Raw genomic sequence first — 16,051 nt, forward strand, 5'->3', positions numbered from 1 at the left:
TTGCCTGTACGTCGAGTGCAGGATGTAAGCAGCTACCCTGACGTCACTGACCTCATCCTCGCAGCTGACGCCATGGTTTCAGACTATTCTTCCATCATCTATGACTTCGCGGTCACCGGCAAACCTATCGTTCTCCACGCTCCCGATTTAGCGCGCTATCGCGACCAAGTACGAGGGTTCTACTTTGACTACGAGTCGTGGGCGCCCGGGCCGATCACCCGGTCGACCGAGGAGTTGGCTCAAGTGCTGTGCTCGATTGACCAGGCTGCCAATCGACAAACCGACAAGTACACGGACTTCGTCCAACGCTTCTGCACCTTCGACACCGGTCATGCCTCAGAGCGGGTTGTCGCGACCCTGCTCGAACGGGGCGCGTTGTGAATCCCAGCTGGGAAGTTGCTGAAGAACAGCGCTGAGGGCAGCATTGTGGGGTGCAAAGCGCTGCTCTAGGTCGGTGCGCACCTGATCGCTCATCGCCTCCCGGGGGGCAGCGTTCCATGCTTCCACATCAATGTCAGTCTGCTCTTCCAGACCAAGCCATAGGCACAGCTTGGCGAATTCCTTCGAGGGGTCTCGGAAGAACCGCTCGGCATCTACTACGTACAGGCGGTTCTCGCCTACTGCCGCTATGAGGCGGCTGATCTGTGCGGCATACTCACTCCGGCCAAGGTAGGCGTGGTGCTGATGCTCAAAGCTACGATACGAGGGATCAGCAGTTAGACGCTCGGCCTCTCCATCGACACGGTCGCTCTCGCGGGCGATGGCCTCTTCGAATGGCTCACTCTCGAAACCGCGCCGCAGTTCGTGCCTGTGAGCCGAGTATGCCCGCTGCACCGGCTCCCGCAGCATGGCTACGAGTTTCGCCTCTGGCAGATCGTCGGCGATCCGCTGCGCCGCTAGTGGGTGAAACATGTAGTAACCACTGCTCTCGAACGTCTTCACTGGACGGTTTCTCGACCGGAGACGAGCAGTCAACTTCAGCGGAAACTGAGCCCGATACCAACTAAATCCCCGGTCGTAGTTCAGGTCGAAGTACGCCATGCCCTTCGAAACGGTGGGCCGGACCACTTGTGGGTGGTCACTCAGCAGCCGGAAGAGGGTAGTCGTGCCGGAGCGCTGGGCACCTACGATCACGATGTCTGGCACCATCCGCCATCTGGCGGTCCACCGCCCCCAGCGCAGCACGATCGCCTTCACAGCATGCTCGGTCGAGCGCGGCAGTCTAGTGCGGGCGGCGCGGGCAAGTCGACGGCTCAGCTTCATCGGTCCTCCTCAGGCGAGTGGCGGCAACCGGCCGTACCCGGCCGGAGGTGTCGGAACACCGCCCTCGTCCGTGTAGAGCCATCTAGCCGCTTCGGGCGCCGCACACCCTACGGGCGTCCAACGCTTCTGGTATATGTTGGCCTCACTATGTGCGGCTTGCTCTTCTCCAATGATCCTGCTCTTGAGCACTCTCACTTTATCCATGCCCTGAACCTGATGCGACACCGCGGTCCCGATGTCGCTGGATGCCATGCCCACACCGTGGGGGCTCACCTTGGGCACAACCGGCTGTCGATCCTCGACCTCGACCGGCGCAGCGACCAACCGTTCGCCAGCAGGGACGGCCGCTACCAGATGATCTACAACGGAGAAGTCTACAACTACCGTGAACTGGCCCGTCGATACGGTATCGAGCAACGCACTACCGGAGACACCGAGGTGCTGGTCGAGTTGTACGCACGACTCGGAGAGCGGATGCTGGACGAATTGAATGGCATGTTTGCCTTGGTCATCCTTGATACTCGCTCGACTGAAATCTTCGCAGCTCGAGATAGGTTGGGAATCAAGCCGCTTTACCACCGACAAACTGGGAACAATCACACACTTTCCTCCGAGATTGCACCCATTCTCGAACTCTATCCAGAGCATAAAATCGACGAAGTCGGACTGCGCCAGTATCAGAAGCTGCGTACGTTCTTTAACGGACGCACGTTGTATCAGGGAATTTCCATGTTTCCGGCTGGGTGCTACCTCAAAGATGGTCGCATTCATCGATACTGGTCACTGCCGGAGGGGGAACAGGACCCGCCGTCCGATGAAGAACTCCGCGAACTCGTGGAGAGCGCGGTGGCATATCGCCAAATTTCCGACGTGCCGGTCGGGAGTTATCTTAGCGGTGGGCTCGACAGCACCATCGTCGCAGGCCTGGCCGATCGGCCGCATACCTGGACCGTCGGAACCGAGGAATCGAACGAGTTCGAGTGGGCAACTATCGCAGCGCGGCGATTCGGCACAAAGCATCACGAGGTGCTGACCACAGACAAGGAGTTTCTCAAGACAGCCAAGGAGATGGTCAGGGCTCGGGGCGAACCTCTGTCAGTGCCCAACGAGGTTCTGCTGTACACCATGACGTCTGCAGTCAAAGAGCACAACACGGTCGTTCTCAGCGGAGAGGGCGCTGACGAACTATTCTTCGGCTATGACCGAATCTTCAATTGGGCAGCGGCGCAGCAGGGAGACTTTGACATAGATGGCTTCGACCGCTTTTATTCATATGGTGGCCACCGAGACCCTGAAATCCTTGAAGATGCTCTCTCTCCCTTCATGGGCCGCGGTTCGACTGTAGATGTTGTTGCCGCGTTCTTCCAGGTGGCTCACTTGCACGGCCTGCTTCGTAGATTGGACAACTCCACGATGTTGTGCAGCGTGGAAGCTCGGGTACCGTTCGTTGATCATCGGCTGGTCGAGAGGATGGCAGGCGTCGCCTACCACTACCGCGTAGCGAACGGGATCGCCAAGGCCCCCCTGAAACGGGTCTTTTCGGACTTGGTACCACAGGCGATCGTGAACCGCCCCAAAGTGGGATTCCCTGTTGACCTTGAAAGCGTGTTCAAAGACTACGGACCCATCGGGGCATCACCGATGGACAAATGGCTCACGTTCAACCTCGAAGTGTTGGAAACTGATGACTAGACTTACTCCCCCATACAAGGTGGGCTACACCACCGGCGTGTTCGACCTATTCCATGTTGGCCACCTCACTCTCCTCAAGAACGCGAAGGGGCTCTGTGATCGACTAATTGTTGGTGTGACCGTCGACGAACTAGTCGCCTACAAAAACAAAAAGTCGGTGATTCCATTTTCTGAGCGGCTCGAAATCGTGCGTAGCATTGAATACGTGGACGCGGCGGTTCCACAGTACGATATGGACAAATTCGAGATGTGGCGCAAGCTGCAGTTCGACATCATGTTTGTCGGGGACGACTGGTACCAGTCACCCAAATGGATGGACCTCGAAACGAAATTCAAGGAGGTTAGCGTTCAGATCCTCTATTTCCCCTACACCCAGGGCACGTCCTCAACCTTGATCAATCAGACCCTGAAGGACCTACGCGCTGGGGATGAGACTTCGTGACCCGGGCTGGAGCCGCGGACCCTTTGGTGTCGGCTGTCAGCCGCCTTTGGCCTGACGCCGACAATGTCAGCATGGCGACTGCCCACCGGTCGCAAAGGCGCGGGTCGAACAACTTTATTGTTGTACCCAACGCCCACAATCCACGACTCTTGGTCCCTGCTAATAATCCACGAGCCGCGGCAGCGGCCATGCGCCGTTTCAGTGCCGGCTTATCTGCTCGCGAAACAATTCAACGACTCGGGGCATCCGCCGTTCTGCGCATGGCTGGCTCTGCCGTCTTTCGTGATCGGGTTATCGTTTCTAGTGGCAAAGAGAGCCTCGCCTCTCACCTAGCAGCCATACTCGGTTATGACGTGGATGTGAGTATTGGGGTAGGGCCAGCACGTGCCAACCGCAAACCTGTCCTCGAGGTCTTTGACCGAGGCGGCAGGAGCGTTGCCTACGTCAAGGTCGGGGACAGCGAGTCGGCGGAGCGCAACGTGCGCGGGGAAGCTGCTGCGTTGGAGAGAATATCGGGGCGGCTCGACCCCATGCTCGAGGTGCCATCCGTGCTGCATTCGGGCACCTGGCACGGGATGTTCATTCTCGTGATGTCTTCCCTTCGGACATCGTTCCGGCAACGGCCGAAGCGTCAGTGGAACTTGCCAACAGAAGCCATGAACGCTCTCGCAGGAGCGTTTGCCGAGGGTTCACGTCCGCTGACCGAGACGCCGTTATGGGGGAGGATGACAGAAGCAGTTGATGGCCTCTCCGATACAGCTCTACGAGACGACCTGCACAGCGCATTCGCGAAGCTGGCTGATCGAGTCGGTACGCGCCTGTTGGCTATCGGTGCGTGGCATGGTGATTGGACACCCTGGAATATGTCCCGCTGCGAGGATCGAATCCAACTTTGGGATTGGGAGCGCTTCGAGTCTGGGGTGCCAGCAGGATTAGACTCCTTTCACTACGGCGTCAACGCCGTGACGAGGATTGAGGGGAGTACGCCTCAGGCTGTCCGTGCAGGACTTAAACTTTCCGATAAGGACGAGAGCTCGGTTCTCGCTGGCATCTATCTAGCCTCGATCACCTGCCGCTACGCTGTTTCGGCCCAAGACGACTTTGGTCACCTCGTAAAGCCGCGGGCACTCCTGATGCAGCGGTCGCTGATGGACTGGCTCGATCGTCAACCAGCAGACACGCTTAAGTGAGGTGTTTCAGCGTTAATGTCCGCTTGGGGCGGTGGGATCACACCACATCCGGGTCCTCTGGGTCCGGTTGATTCTGTCGTTGGTTGCGGTGGTAGGCAAGTCGCCGCCGGGCGGCTCGGGCCAGTCCGTCGCGGCGGTCCTGCCGGATGGCCTCGGCGCGGCCCTCGTGCTCGTCGTCGGGAGTGACGTAGCCAAGGGCGGAGTGCAGCCGGGCGGAGTTGTACTCGGTGCGCACGGTCTGCAGTTCAGCGCGCAGCACGGCGGGGTCGGTGATCTTGGTCAGGTGCGGCCACTCGGCCTTGACGGTCCCGTTCAGCGACTCGATCCAGGCCTGGTCGGTCGGGGTGGAGGGGCGGCCGAAGTGCTGGGCGATGGCGACCATGGCCATGAACTTGCGGGTGTTCGCCGAGATCATCTGCGAGCCGTTGTCGGAGACGGCGAGCAGGATCGGGGTGAGCTCGTCCTCACCGTCCAGGGCCAGCGCACGGTCCAGCGCGTCGGCCCGCGCCAGCGCGATCTCGAGCAGGCCCTCGACCTCCAGGGCCTGCTCGAACGCGAGCTGGACCTGGGTGTGGGTCTGCTCGACCGAGACGACGGTGCTGATCCACTTGCGCGAGACCAGGTCCTCGATGGACAGGGCGCCCACGCCGGCGGCGGTGAAGTGCGTTGTGTCGTAGATCCAGATGGAGTTCGGGGTGTATGAGGCCCAGTCCGGGAACGGGCGCCGCTGGCCCGCAGCGGGCCGTGGTGGGTGACGAAACCGCAGGTCGTGGTCGTTCAGGACCCGGCGCACCGTAGAGGGCGCGGCCCAGAAGAGGTGCTCGTAGGAGCCGCGGTGGGCCAGGCGTCGGTGGGAGAAGTCTCTCTCACCGAAGGTCTCGAACGCGGCCACGATGGCCTCGATCTCGGCCGGGGTCAGGGCGTTGAGGCTCGCGCCGGGGCGGGCGTCGACCAGCCCGGCGTCGCTGTCGCGCCGGCGGGTCCAGCGGCGGGCGCGGCGCGCGTCCAGGCCGAGCACGGCGCAGGCCTTCTCCACCGGCCAGCCACGCTCGGTGGCGTGCTCGACCAGGCCCAGCAGCGCCTCCTTGATGCCGGCCTCGACCCGGGCCGGAACAGGTGCCGTGGGCGTCAAACCGAGCCCCCTTTTCCCTCGATGAGCGTCAGCTTCACCGCCAGCTCCTTGACCGCCTCGCCCAGCCGGGCGATCTCGGCGTTGGCCTCCTCCAGCTCAAGGTCCCGCGGGCTCTTGCCGGGTGTGCCGGGCCGGGAGGCGGCCAGCGCCGCCAGCGCACCATCCTTGGCGACCTGCCGCACGCGGATGATCGTGAACCGGTCGACACCGGCCTCGGTCGCGGCCTGAGCGATCGTGGCCTCACCACGGACCAGCCGCAGCCAGATCTCATACTTCGCCGACGGTGACAGGACCTTCTTCGGCCGTCGCCGCCTCGGCATCGAGGTGTTGTTGCTGCTCATCGTGCACCCTCCTGGAGGTCTCACGAGGACCGTACCGATGTTGTTTGATCCAGCGCGTCAAACCGGACACGAACGCTCAATCAACTCACAAGCGGTAGCGCTCAGCCCCAGACAGCCTTCCGCGAGAATCACTCCGAGAAGCAGGGTTGAGCGAGCGTTTGGCGCTGCTCCATCGCACATTTCGGCTGGGACAAAGTTGGTTCTGTGTCCGGAAGAGTGGGCGTGCCCTGAATCGCATCGGTGAAGGCTTTAACCTTGGCTGGGGTATCGCCAAGACTCCACGAAGCACTACTGTTGAGGTCCGTGTCGAAGTAGGAGAACGCCACCCCTCCGAGGTCCACTACGTCTTGGTACGTATCGTCCGGCCAATTGGGCCAGATGGGCGAGGCAACGTCGCTGTATCCAGTCTCTGCAAGGCCCCACGCGACACCTTCTTCCTCAGCCCATTCGGCTAGAGGAGCAAAGTAGCGAGTCCTGAGATCGACGATGTCGGTGTTGAGACGTCCATCCTTGATCTGCCCGTAACTCTGGAAGACATCGAAGCCGGCAACATCCACCGGCGCGTTGGGCCAAATGGCCGACAGGTCAAACTCTGCAGGACCGTAGAGTTGGTTCCATCCGGTAAGGATGACCGTGTAACCCACGTTGGGGGCACTCTCGCGCACGAGTGGAGCCAGCCGTTCCTGCATGCGCTTCCACGCCTGGACATCGCCATCTCCCTCGGGCTCATGGTGGAGGGCCAGCCACACCGGGCCGTCCAGTGCCGCGAGCCGAGTAGCCAGATCCCTCGTCCAGGCATCACCGCGCCCGTCGGCCATGTCAGTCCAGGAATAGGGCATCTTGAAACTGATCCAAGGGAGTCGTTGATGCTCCAGGTCTTCCTTGGCAACGCTGACCGCAGATTCAACCTGATCCGGTCGCCAGTAGGTGCGGCGAACACCTAATTGATGGTTCAGGCTCTCCTCCCACTCACTCGGGTCCGTGTTTCCACCGTGAGCCCCACCCATGTAGGCCCCGCACTCAGGGACACCTCGACGGTCGTAGGGACAGCCGTTAGTCAACGTCCCAACACGTGCTTGGGGATCGTTGACCAACGCTTTCATCGTGATTCCATCCACAAGAAGACCTCGATCCGCCGACGACGCATAGAGCAGTGTGTTCACCCCCAACTGCGCGTCGCTTAGCTCTGAAGTGAAGTTGAAGCGTACGTGCTGCCATTCGTCGTCCGTGAGCCAGAACCACTCTTGGTGGGTTTGCGTGATTATACCGGCAACTTCCCGCACCCGTAAGTGTCCACCGGTGGGCACTTGCTCAGCACGCACCCACGCCGACACCTCGTAGGTGGTCCCTCTGGGAGAAGCGGTGACCGTGTTCTCTAGATCGTTGAGAACGCCGATGTTGCCCCGAGTGGTCGCCAATCGGACACCAGGCCCGGCCTGCCCGTTCTCGACGTGAGTGATGCTCGTCACCGCAGAATCGTTAACCTTCCACCCGGTCACGCCTTCGTCGAAGGACCCGTTTGTCACCAACTCCTCACCCTCGGATGACACGGCGTCACTAGACCCACCCATGCGTTGGGGCGACGTAGCCTCGGTGTCAGCGGAGGCGGAAGGAACCGCGAGTCCCGGGACCAGAACGACCGACAACGCTAGGCCAAAGTGACCTAAAGCGTTGTACACCAAGCGGCCGGTCGGAAAAACCATGAGTCTGGGGCTCCTTGCTGTCAAGGCTTTCCCCCAGCAAGCCTGCGGTAGGGAACCTCACCCTACACGGCTTCCCACAGTCTGGGTAGTCCCCGAGCGCGAAGATGGGAACGAAAGGAGGCTTCTCACAGATGAGGGTGTAGAGGGGTCGGGCGCGTCGGTGCCGGGGTGAGCCGGACGACTGGTGCCATGTGCTGGGTGAACTGGGCGTGCCGCATGTCTCGCTGCGCACGATGTTCCGCTCGCTGGGCCGAGCCCAGGAGCGGGGCTACCGCGACCAGGTCGCCGCGGCCTGCTTCGCCCATGCCGCCGCGCACGGTGACCTGTCCCTGGTGCTCTATGACGTCACCACGCTCTACTTCGAGGCAGAGCAGGAGGACGAGCTGCGCAAGGTCGGCTTCTCCAAGGAGCGCCGGGTCGATCCCCAGATCGTCGTCGGCCTGCTCGTGGACCGGGCTGATTTCCCGTTGGAGGTCGGCTGCTTCGAGGGCAACAAGGCCGAGACGTCGACGATCCTGCCGGTCGTGATGGCGTTCCAAGAACGTCACGGCCTGGCCGACATGGTCATCGTCGCTGACGCCGGGATGCTGTCCGCGGGCAACCTCAAGCTGGACGCGGCGAACCTGCGGTTCATCGTCGGCTCCCGGGTCGCGAAGGCACCGGTGATCTGGCCTCTCACTTCCTCTGGCACGGGGACGCTTTCGCCGATGGGCAGGTCATCGACACCATCACCCCGCGGGTGGCCACCGCCACCGCCCGGGCGACCAACGATGCGAAGAAGCGGGCCGAGCCGGTGTGGGACCCAGGGGTGCACGAGCGGTCCTGGCGGGCGGTGTGGGCCTACTCGGCCAGACGGGCCGCCCGCGACAGCAAGACCCTGACCCTGCAGGAGAACCGCGCCAAGGCCGTCATCGCCGGCGAGAAAGCCGCCCGCACACCCAGGTTCGTCAAGACCAGCAACGGCGCGAGGAGCCTGTACGAGGCGGCCCTGGCCCGGGCCCGCCGGCTCGTCGGGCTGAAGGGCTACGCCACCAACCTGCCCGCCTCCGTGATGCCCGCGGCGGAAGTCATCGCTTCCTACCACTCGTTGTGGCAGGTCGAAGCTTCCTTCCGGATGACTAAGAGCGACCTACGTGCCCGGCCCGTGTTCCATCACGAGCGCGACGCGATCGAGGCCCACCTCACCCTCGTCACGACCGCCCTCGCGGTCAGCCGACACCTGCAAGACGCCACCGGACTGAGCATCAAGAAGATCGTCCGTGCGCTACGCCCGCTGCAGTAGATCACCATGAACATCGCCGGACACGAGCACACCGCCGCCGACCCACTCACCGACACCGCGCGCGACATCCTCACCGCGACTGGCACTACCTGGCCGACACACTAAATTGGCACGACTCGGGAGAAGCACGTGCAGGTCGAGGTCACCTGGGGCATTTACCAGCGGATGATCTCCGCCTACCGTGACGCCGACCGGTCCGCTGGCCGCATCGAGATGCGCTCGGTCATCGACGCCTCACCGACGGTGTACCGGCGCCGCTGGTCGAGCTGCGCAAGCTCGGCCGCACCCTGTCCAAGCGGGCCGAGGACGTCCTGGCCTACTTCGACCGGCCCCGCACCAGCAACGGACCCACCGAGGCCGTGAACGGTCGACTCGAACACCTGCGCGGCCTGGCGCTCGGGTTTCGCAACCTGATCCACTACATCGCCCGAGCCCTGCTCGAGGCCGGTGGATTCAGGCCGCGACTACACCCCGGATTGTGAAGAGCCGGCATACCCGACGCGGGAGTAGTCGTCGATGACGGTGTGGACGAAGGCGTGGCCCATCTTGGGGCTGTGGTAGTCGTTCCTGGACTTGCGCGGGGTGCCAGCGCGGTCCTTGTCGCCCTGGGAACGCCCGAGGTAGCGCCCCACCACCGTCCGGGATATTGCCCAGCTTCTTGACGTCGACGTGGATCATCGACCCAGGGGGTGCTCGTAGCGGCGCACCACCTCCCCGGTGGCCCGGTCCACGTAGGTCAGCCTGTTCACCCGGCACCGGCGCAGGATCTGGTGGGCGGTCGAGGGCGCGACACCGCACCGTGCCGCCAGCTGGACCGGGCCCTCCCGCAGCCGCAGACTGATCAACCGCTTGGTCACCGGGGCCGATGTCCTGGTCGGCATCGTGGCCGGTCGTGAGGAGCGGTCCAGCATCTCCCGGTCGCCGGCGAGGCACCCGGCCACCCACCGCTCCACCGTGGGCCATGAGCACTGGAACCGGGCCGCGACATCAGGGATCGGGTACCCGTCCTCGACGACGAGTCGAGCGACCTTCAGGCGGTGCCGCGGAGTCAGGGCTGCGTTAGCGTGGGACATCGGGAGGACCTTCCTGTCGAGTGAACCTTCAGCAGTTCCACTCAACCTCGAGAGGGTCCTCCCGTCACGTCACCTCACACCGTGTCCTCACACCGACTCGACCAACCTGTCCGGTCAGTACAACTAGCCCCGGTGACGTCAGTCTCTGCATCTCAGCCGTTGGGCCTCGCGCCGGAACGGCACTGTGATGCCGTCACTCGGCTTGGGTGGTGACGAGGATCGAGAACAGCGCGGCTCGTGCGTTAGCATCGGCTTCCGCAACCACACCGCCAGTCGCGCCAACTGCAATCGCTCCACCGCTATCGGCAAGCGCAGCCGTCACGTGACCACCCCCGGTACCAACCGAGCCGGTACGCTCCACCTGGCCGGCCGGAAGGGCCCATTCCGTCAGCGATCCTGACTTGCCCCCCCAGTAACTCACCAACCACGAACCACCCTGGAGAGCATCCACATCTGGCGTGGCGTGCGAATTACTGACGTTAGAGATCTCACTCACCGTGCTGGTGACTTGGGCCTGCCCACCCTGTCCACGGTAGGCAACAATACTCAGGTCGGACTTGGCCCACCCGGACGTATTAACCACCACCGTCGAACCAGCATCACCGGCAGTCGCGGGACGCGACCACAGCTGAGCGGACATGTTCCCACTGGCACGAGACTCTTCCTCGGTCCAGCCCGACGGCCCAGCCACAGTCACAGAGTCGGTGTTCGCGGTAAAGAACAGCAACAGAAGATCACCGGCCTCCACCTCCCCGGGAACTTGCACAGTGTGCTGGACACGATTTCCATTAGTGCTACCCCCAGCGACGAAATCGACGCCCGAAGTCACGGCATACGCGGCCTGGGTCGCGCTACCGGTTTCTCCCTCGGCATCGGTCACCGTCAACTCAACGGTGAATTCGCCAGCCTCGGAGTAGGTATGCGTGACCGTCTCACCAGCATCAACACCACCATCACCAAAGTCCCACGCATAAGAAACAATCTCACCGTCGTCGGTAGACCCCGACGCATCGAACGAACACACCAACTCATCACAAACACTCGCGAACGCCGCCACCGGAACCTCGTTCTGCGGGGGAGCAGCGGCTTGGGTGGTGACGAGGATCGAGAACAGCGCGGCTCGTGCGTTAGCATCGGCTTCCGCAACCACACCGCCAGTCGCGCCAACTGCAATCGCTCCACCGCTATCGGCAAGCGCAGCCGTCACGTGACCACCCCCGGTACCAACCGAGCCGGTACGCTCCACCTGGCCGGCCGGAAGGGCCCATTCCGTCAGCGATCCTGACTTGCCCCCCCAGTAACTCACCAACCACGAACCACCCTGGAGAGCATCCACATCTGGCGTGGCGTGCGAATTACTGACGTTAGAGATCTCACTCACCGTGCTGGTGACTTGGGCCTGCCCACCCTGTCCACGGTAGGCAACAATACTCAGGTCGGACTTGGCCCACCCGGACGTATTAACCACCACCGTCGAACCAGCATCACCGGCAGTCGCGGGACGCGACCACAGCTGAGCGGACATGTTCCCACTGGCACGAGACTCTTCCTCGGTCCAGCCCGACGGCCCAGCCACAGTCACAGAGTCGGTGTTCGCGGTAAAGAACAGCAACAGAAGATCACCGGCCTCCACCTCCCCGGGAACTTGCACAGTGTGCTGGACACGATTTCCATTAGTGCTACCCCCAGCGACGAAATCGACGCCCGAAGTCACGGCATACGCGGCCTGGGTCGCGCTACCGGTTTCTCCCTCGGCATCGGTCACCGTCAACTCAACGGTGAATTCGCCAGCCTCGGAGTAGGTATGCGTGACCGTCTCACCAGCATCAACACCACCATCACCAAAGTCCCACGCATAAGAAACAATCTCACCGTCGTCGGTAGACCCCGACGCATCGAACGAACACACCAACTCATCACAAACACTCGCGAACGCCGCCACCGGAACCTCGTTTACACGCTCCACCTCGACCTGTCCAGTAGCGGTGTCCTGGTCTCCTGCATCTGTGGTGATCGTCAAGGTAACGCTATAAGTGTCGTCGGCAGCATATTCGTGAGTGGGCGCCTCGCCAGCGCCAGTGGCGCCGTCACCGAAGTCCCATTCGTACGCGGTGATGGTGGATCCCTCGGCCACGGAGGCAGACGCATCGAAGTTACACGTCAGACTCGCGCAGTCATTAGTAAAACTAGCGACCGGTGGCTGTGGTGCAGCATTTCCGTCGGCGTCTTGGAAGAGGAACATGTCGCGGCCAGCCCAGTTTTTGCCATCGAGGTTCGGCCCAGAGACCGTCTCGGCGGTACCGGGAACCGGGTTCGAGGCTTGAGCTCCGGTCGCCAAGTCGATCCGGTGCAGCGCGCCGTTCGAGGTCGCCCAGTACAGATCGTCACTCGTCGCAAACATGCCTCGCACATCGTCGAAGTTGATCCCGGCCACGCTATTGCTGGCCACAAAACGCTTGGCACCGACAATGCCGCTTTCAGTGGTCAGGTAGCGGTAGAACAGCTGATTGGAACCGCTTAGGGTGAAGTAGACGCGGCCATTGTCGAAGAACATTCCGGTGGCTCGCGAGATGTCGTTGCGCCAATCACGAAGGACGACGAGCTCGTCTGCCGTGTCCACTGGATCAGGTGTGCCGAATTGGCTACCGTCGAATGTCTGTCGGGTGAAGCTGCCGTCAGACCAAGCAGAGTAGACCTCCCCGTTGATCATGAACGTGCCGCGAGCCTTGTCCCAATCTAGGTCGCCGTTCGGGGCCCCTTCTGACTCGCCAATTTCTCCATGATTGTAGTGGCGCGTGGTAAGTGTCGCTTCCCTGCACCGCCAGCCAAGTAGACGTCGTTGGGGATCGCTGGCGCAGCGATTGGCGGCAACTGCGTTCCGCCCGTCGGCATCAGCGCGATCCGACCGTGGTACTCCCAGTCGCCGATCCGGTCCGTGTCCGAGGCCACCCACAAACCCTGCTCCGTAGCGAGGAAGTCAAAGACACCGACCCCACGGGTACGGGTCGGGTTCCAGGAGAACGGCAGGCCGTTAGCCGGATCCAGGGCAGCGATGCCCGGCCGTGAGACGGCGCCCTGACCCGCCCGGTCACCTGCGAACGGGTTGTTCTGCCAACGCTGGTGGCCCCCCACATACACGGCGGAATCGGTGATCTCAACCGCGTATGTGGTGTCTCCGCCGGTATAGTCGACCCAGGATGGAGCGACGCCCGTGCCTGTGGCTCCTGTGTCGAATCGAGCGGTCGTGTCGCAGGGGCCGTTGCTTCCGCCATAGGCACCGGTCGTGGATACCACAAAGAAGGATCCGTCAGGGGAGAAATCCAGATCGCGCATGTAAGAGTCGAACGAACGCGAGCAGGGGGCCTCGTAGAAAGCGGTCTGAAAATCCGCCTGCGCTGCGGAGGTTCCAGACGTGTCCAGCATGAACACCTGGTGGTTCTTCTGCCCGGCAAGCGTATCGAAGTTGCCAACGGCAACTAGCCGGGTCCCATCGGGATTAACGTCCATCTTGCTGACTCCGGTGAAACCGCCGTTATGCAGGCCATCGATCGGCAAACTCATGTACGGGTCGAATGCACCAGTCTGCTCGTCAACGGTAGCCAGAGCGGGCTGCGGGTTACCGCCAACATGGGTAAAACTGCCACCCAGCCACAGCCGACCATTCGCCAACCGCAGATCTCTGACCATGCCTGTAACCTCACCGGGGTCAAACCCAGCAACCAGCGAACCGTCGGACACCCGGATTCGTGCCAGGTTGCTTACCGGCTGTCCAGCAACTTGGCTAAAACTCCCCCCGATGTATACGGACTCGCCATCGCTGGCTGGGATAAGAGCTCGCACCGCACCGTTAGGATTCGGAATAAAGCTTGTACTGATTTGCCCCGTGGACGTGTTAAACGCCAGCAAATTTGCCCGAGCTACCGTCGCAGAATTGCCCTCGTTTCGAGCGCTGTTGAAGCTGCCCCCCAATACGACCGTGTCTCCTACCTCAGCCACCTGGTAGACGCGCCCATTCAGCACGTGCGGTGTCCAGCCCGCTGGATTGTCGCTGACCAGCTGTCCGGCTGGCTGAACACTGGCTTGGGCAGCCGTAGGAGCACCTGTCAGGAGCACCATGCAGCCCAATATGATCGACATCAGAAGAGATCCGTGGTTGCGGACCACACCTGCCCCCTTCAAGGAAACGTTCGGGCCCGGCCTCGCATCACGCAGGCGCGGTCGCTGGACTGGCTTTTGCAATTTTTTGCCGCCGGTGGAAATAAAACTGTATACCACTCGGATCAACCCGCAGCCAACTTGTCAGGCGTGATACCTAGTTCGTCCAGCCATTCGTTACCACTGGCGGCAGCCTGCCTACAACAACTCATTACCACTCATCGGTTCGCTGGCAGCATTATCCAACAGTTTGGCATGCGAGATGAATAATGACAGTCCATCTTCGGCAGGGCAACCCTCGCTCTCGTCCTTGAGCGAATCCAACCGACCGACGAACGCGCTTGTGAACTCTGAGTGGTCGCCACGGCCGATGGACCCTACGACTCGCTCCCAATCTCGCTGCACGTAGGCGATATCGTCCTCGCTCAAATTGCATTGCCGCATCGCGGCCTGATCAACTTCGTCAACCTCACCCGACACATCAGGTGTGGTGCTGACTTCGGTGGCCGAGGGGTCGTCCGAGACATCATCGTCGCCGGTGGGTGGCGCGCTAGTCTCAGCGGCGTCACCGCCCTCGACCTCCACACTGTCGTCTATAGGCGGACCACTTTCTGAGGATTCGCCTGGCGAATCGGCCGATGCAGACGGGCGCGCCGCATCTCTCGAATTGCTCACGTCAGCTGGGGCCGCAACGCACCCGGCCAGCATGAGTATGGCCGAGCCGGACACAAGAACTCGCTTCATGGTAAGTGATCTCCGAAGGTCAAGAGCGGAAGCTGTGAGAGGTTACAAGACGCCCAGGTGGAGTGTATGGCCTAGAACCCTCTTGTTCAACCCCCCAATGGTAAAATTTTCTCAGCACGCCGCCCGTAGTCTCTGACCTGACTTCGGCCACATCGTGAGGTTCGGGGGCTGAGCGGGTCGCTGGCCTACTGGTTCGGCCCCCGGTGGAGCGGAAGTTGTGTACTGATCGGGTCACTAGGGTGGCTGGGTGGCTTACGTCCGGACGGTGAAGAGGGCCTTGGGCAGGACGGCCGTGCAGATCGTGTGGTCGACGGGGGGCTCGAGGCGGATAGAGCAGCTGGGCTCGGCCGCCACGGACGTGGAGGTCGAGCCAAGGCCGCGAGCCGGCCGAAGTTGCTCGCGGGGCAGGGCGAGCTGGACCTGGGGATCCAACCGCCCCCGGCGGCCGGTGGGTCGCTGCACGTCACGTCCTCACGGATGGGCCACCTATGGGACTCACTGTCGACGGCGTACGACGCGCTCGGCTTCGACGCCGCCGTCGAGGATGAGGTATTCCGCCAGCTGGTGCTGGCGCGGATCATCGAGCCCACCTCCAAGGCGGACGCTCCTCGCGTGATCGCCCAAGCAGGCCTTCCCCCGGCCTCGCACCGCACGATCACCCGCCGGCTGCGGCTGTACTCGGCGATCGGGTTCCGGGAGCAGCTGGCCGCGGCATGCGCGGCCCAGGTCAACCTCGGCCCCGCCACGCTGGTGCTGTGTGAATCGCCCCGGGTCTGGTGGAGGCTCTCATTCCTGGGAAGGATGATGAACACCATGGCAGCACCGAGGAAGTACAGCGTCGAGTTGCAGCAGCGCGCGACGAGGATGGCGATAGAGGCCCGGAAGGACCCTGAGAGTGCCCGAGGAGCGATCAAACGGATCGCCGATCAACTGGGGGTGCACCCCGAGGCGTTGCGTAACTGGGTCAGGCAGGCCGAGATCGACGGCGGTGTCCGGGCCGGCACCACCACCGATGACGCGCAGCGGCTGGTCGA

General features: G+C 62.3%; 11 protein-coding genes and 4 pseudogenes. 7 read left to right on the top strand and 8 right to left on the bottom strand.

Annotation, left to right across the window (positions count from 1 at the left end; genetic code table 11):
* Positions 1–381 carry a CDP-glycerol glycerophosphotransferase family protein gene (locus FU792_RS18615; RefSeq protein WP_275100784.1) on the top strand — a complete coding sequence of 127 codons (381 nt, stop codon included), beginning with the start codon at positions 1–3 and terminating at the stop codon, positions 379–381.
* Here the strand turns inward: FU792_RS18615 and FU792_RS14490 are convergent.
* Positions 337–1,263: a sulfotransferase family protein gene (locus FU792_RS14490; protein ID WP_052327922.1), complete on the bottom strand. Its 927-nt coding sequence runs from the start codon at positions 1,261–1,263 to the stop codon at positions 337–339. The genes FU792_RS18615 and FU792_RS14490 overlap by 45 nt on opposite strands.
* A gap of 156 nt (positions 1,264–1,419) precedes the next feature.
* Here FU792_RS14490 and asnB point away from each other — a divergent pair, with 156 nt between their 5' ends.
* The 3 genes from asnB (at position 1,420) to FU792_RS14505 (ending at position 4,587) form a co-directional block, all read left to right on the top strand.
* Complete coding sequence (gene asnB / locus FU792_RS14495; RefSeq protein ID WP_202804774.1) at positions 1,420–2,955, top strand: asparagine synthase (glutamine-hydrolyzing); 1,536 nt, start codon at positions 1,420–1,422, stop codon at positions 2,953–2,955.
* A gap of 19 nt (positions 2,956–2,974) precedes the next feature.
* Positions 2,975–3,397, top strand: a complete 423-nt coding sequence (locus tag FU792_RS14500; RefSeq protein WP_022926286.1) for an FAD synthase family protein — start codon at positions 2,975–2,977, stop codon at positions 3,395–3,397.
* A 71-nt stretch (positions 3,398–3,468) separates the two neighbouring features.
* Positions 3,469–4,587, top strand: a complete 1,119-nt coding sequence (locus FU792_RS14505) for a hypothetical protein (protein WP_149814860.1) — start codon at positions 3,469–3,471, stop codon at positions 4,585–4,587.
* Between the two features lie 37 nt (positions 4,588–4,624).
* Here FU792_RS14505 and FU792_RS14510 read toward each other — a convergent pair whose 3' ends face one another.
* The 3 genes from FU792_RS14510 to FU792_RS14520 form a co-directional block, all read right to left on the bottom strand.
* Complete coding sequence (locus FU792_RS14510) at positions 4,625–5,719, bottom strand: integrase core domain-containing protein (RefSeq protein WP_202804775.1); 1,095 nt, start codon at positions 5,717–5,719, stop codon at positions 4,625–4,627.
* The gene (locus tag FU792_RS14515) at positions 5,716–6,060 is read right to left on the bottom strand and encodes a hypothetical protein (RefSeq protein WP_028131265.1); all 345 of its coding nucleotides are present in this window, start codon (positions 6,058–6,060) and stop codon (positions 5,716–5,718) included. The genes FU792_RS14510 and FU792_RS14515 overlap by 4 nt, the downstream gene beginning before the upstream one ends.
* A 128-nt stretch (positions 6,061–6,188) precedes the next feature.
* Positions 6,189–7,763, bottom strand: coding sequence for a carbohydrate binding domain-containing protein (locus FU792_RS14520; protein WP_022926287.1), 1,575 nt, complete (start codon positions 7,761–7,763; stop codon positions 6,189–6,191).
* A 179-nt stretch (positions 7,764–7,942) separates the two neighbouring features.
* Here FU792_RS14520 and FU792_RS14525 point away from each other — a divergent pair.
* Positions 7,943–9,150 (top strand): annotated as a pseudogene (locus FU792_RS14525) (IS1634 family transposase); the annotation flags it as partial.
* A 15-nt stretch (positions 9,151–9,165) separates the two neighbouring features.
* Positions 9,166–9,527, top strand: a pseudogene (locus tag FU792_RS14530) (transposase); the annotation flags it as partial.
* 6 nt (positions 9,528–9,533) lie between these two features.
* Here the strand turns inward: FU792_RS14530 and FU792_RS14535 are convergent.
* From FU792_RS14535 to FU792_RS14550, 4 genes and pseudogenes are all read right to left on the bottom strand, one after another.
* Positions 9,534–10,118: pseudogene (locus FU792_RS14535) on the bottom strand (helix-turn-helix domain-containing protein); the annotation flags it as partial.
* A gap of 193 nt (positions 10,119–10,311) precedes the next feature.
* On the bottom strand, positions 10,312–12,828 hold the full coding sequence (locus tag FU792_RS14540) for a PKD domain-containing protein (protein ID WP_149814861.1): 2,517 nt from the start codon (positions 12,826–12,828) through the stop codon (positions 10,312–10,314).
* Positions 12,829–12,854: 26 nt separating this feature from the next.
* Positions 12,855–14,282: a hypothetical protein gene (locus tag FU792_RS14545; RefSeq protein ID WP_149814862.1), complete on the bottom strand. Its 1,428-nt coding sequence runs from the start codon at positions 14,280–14,282 to the stop codon at positions 12,855–12,857.
* 189 nt (positions 14,283–14,471) lie between these two features.
* Positions 14,472–14,858 carry a hypothetical protein gene (locus tag FU792_RS14550; protein WP_149814863.1) on the bottom strand — a complete coding sequence of 129 codons (387 nt, stop codon included), beginning with the start codon at positions 14,856–14,858 and terminating at the stop codon, positions 14,472–14,474.
* Positions 14,859–15,881: 1,023 nt separating this feature from the next.
* Here FU792_RS14550 and FU792_RS19505 point away from each other — a divergent pair.
* Positions 15,882–16,028 (top strand): annotated as a pseudogene (locus FU792_RS19505) (transposase); the annotation flags it as partial.
* Positions 16,029–16,051: the final 23 nt, after the last annotated feature.

The sequence above is a fragment of the Serinicoccus marinus DSM 15273 genome (assembly GCF_008386315.1).
Taxonomy (GTDB): domain Bacteria; phylum Actinomycetota; class Actinomycetes; order Actinomycetales; family Dermatophilaceae; genus Ornithinicoccus; species Ornithinicoccus marinus.

Coding starts and splice junctions, on each gene's coding strand:
- FU792_RS14490 (WP_052327922.1), bottom strand. CDS start 1,263: ATGAAGCTGAGCCGTCGACTTGCCCGCGCCGCCCGCACTAGACTGCCG.
- FU792_RS14505 (WP_149814860.1), top strand. CDS start 3,469: ATGGCGACTGCCCACCGGTCGCAAAGGCGCGGGTCGAACAACTTTATT.
- FU792_RS14515 (WP_028131265.1), bottom strand. CDS start 6,060: ATGAGCAGCAACAACACCTCGATGCCGAGGCGGCGACGGCCGAAGAAG.
- FU792_RS14520 (WP_022926287.1), bottom strand. CDS start 7,763: ATGGTTTTTCCGACCGGCCGCTTGGTGTACAACGCTTTAGGTCACTTT.
- FU792_RS14540 (WP_149814861.1), bottom strand. CDS start 12,828: ATGATCAACGGGGAGGTCTACTCTGCTTGGTCTGACGGCAGCTTCACC.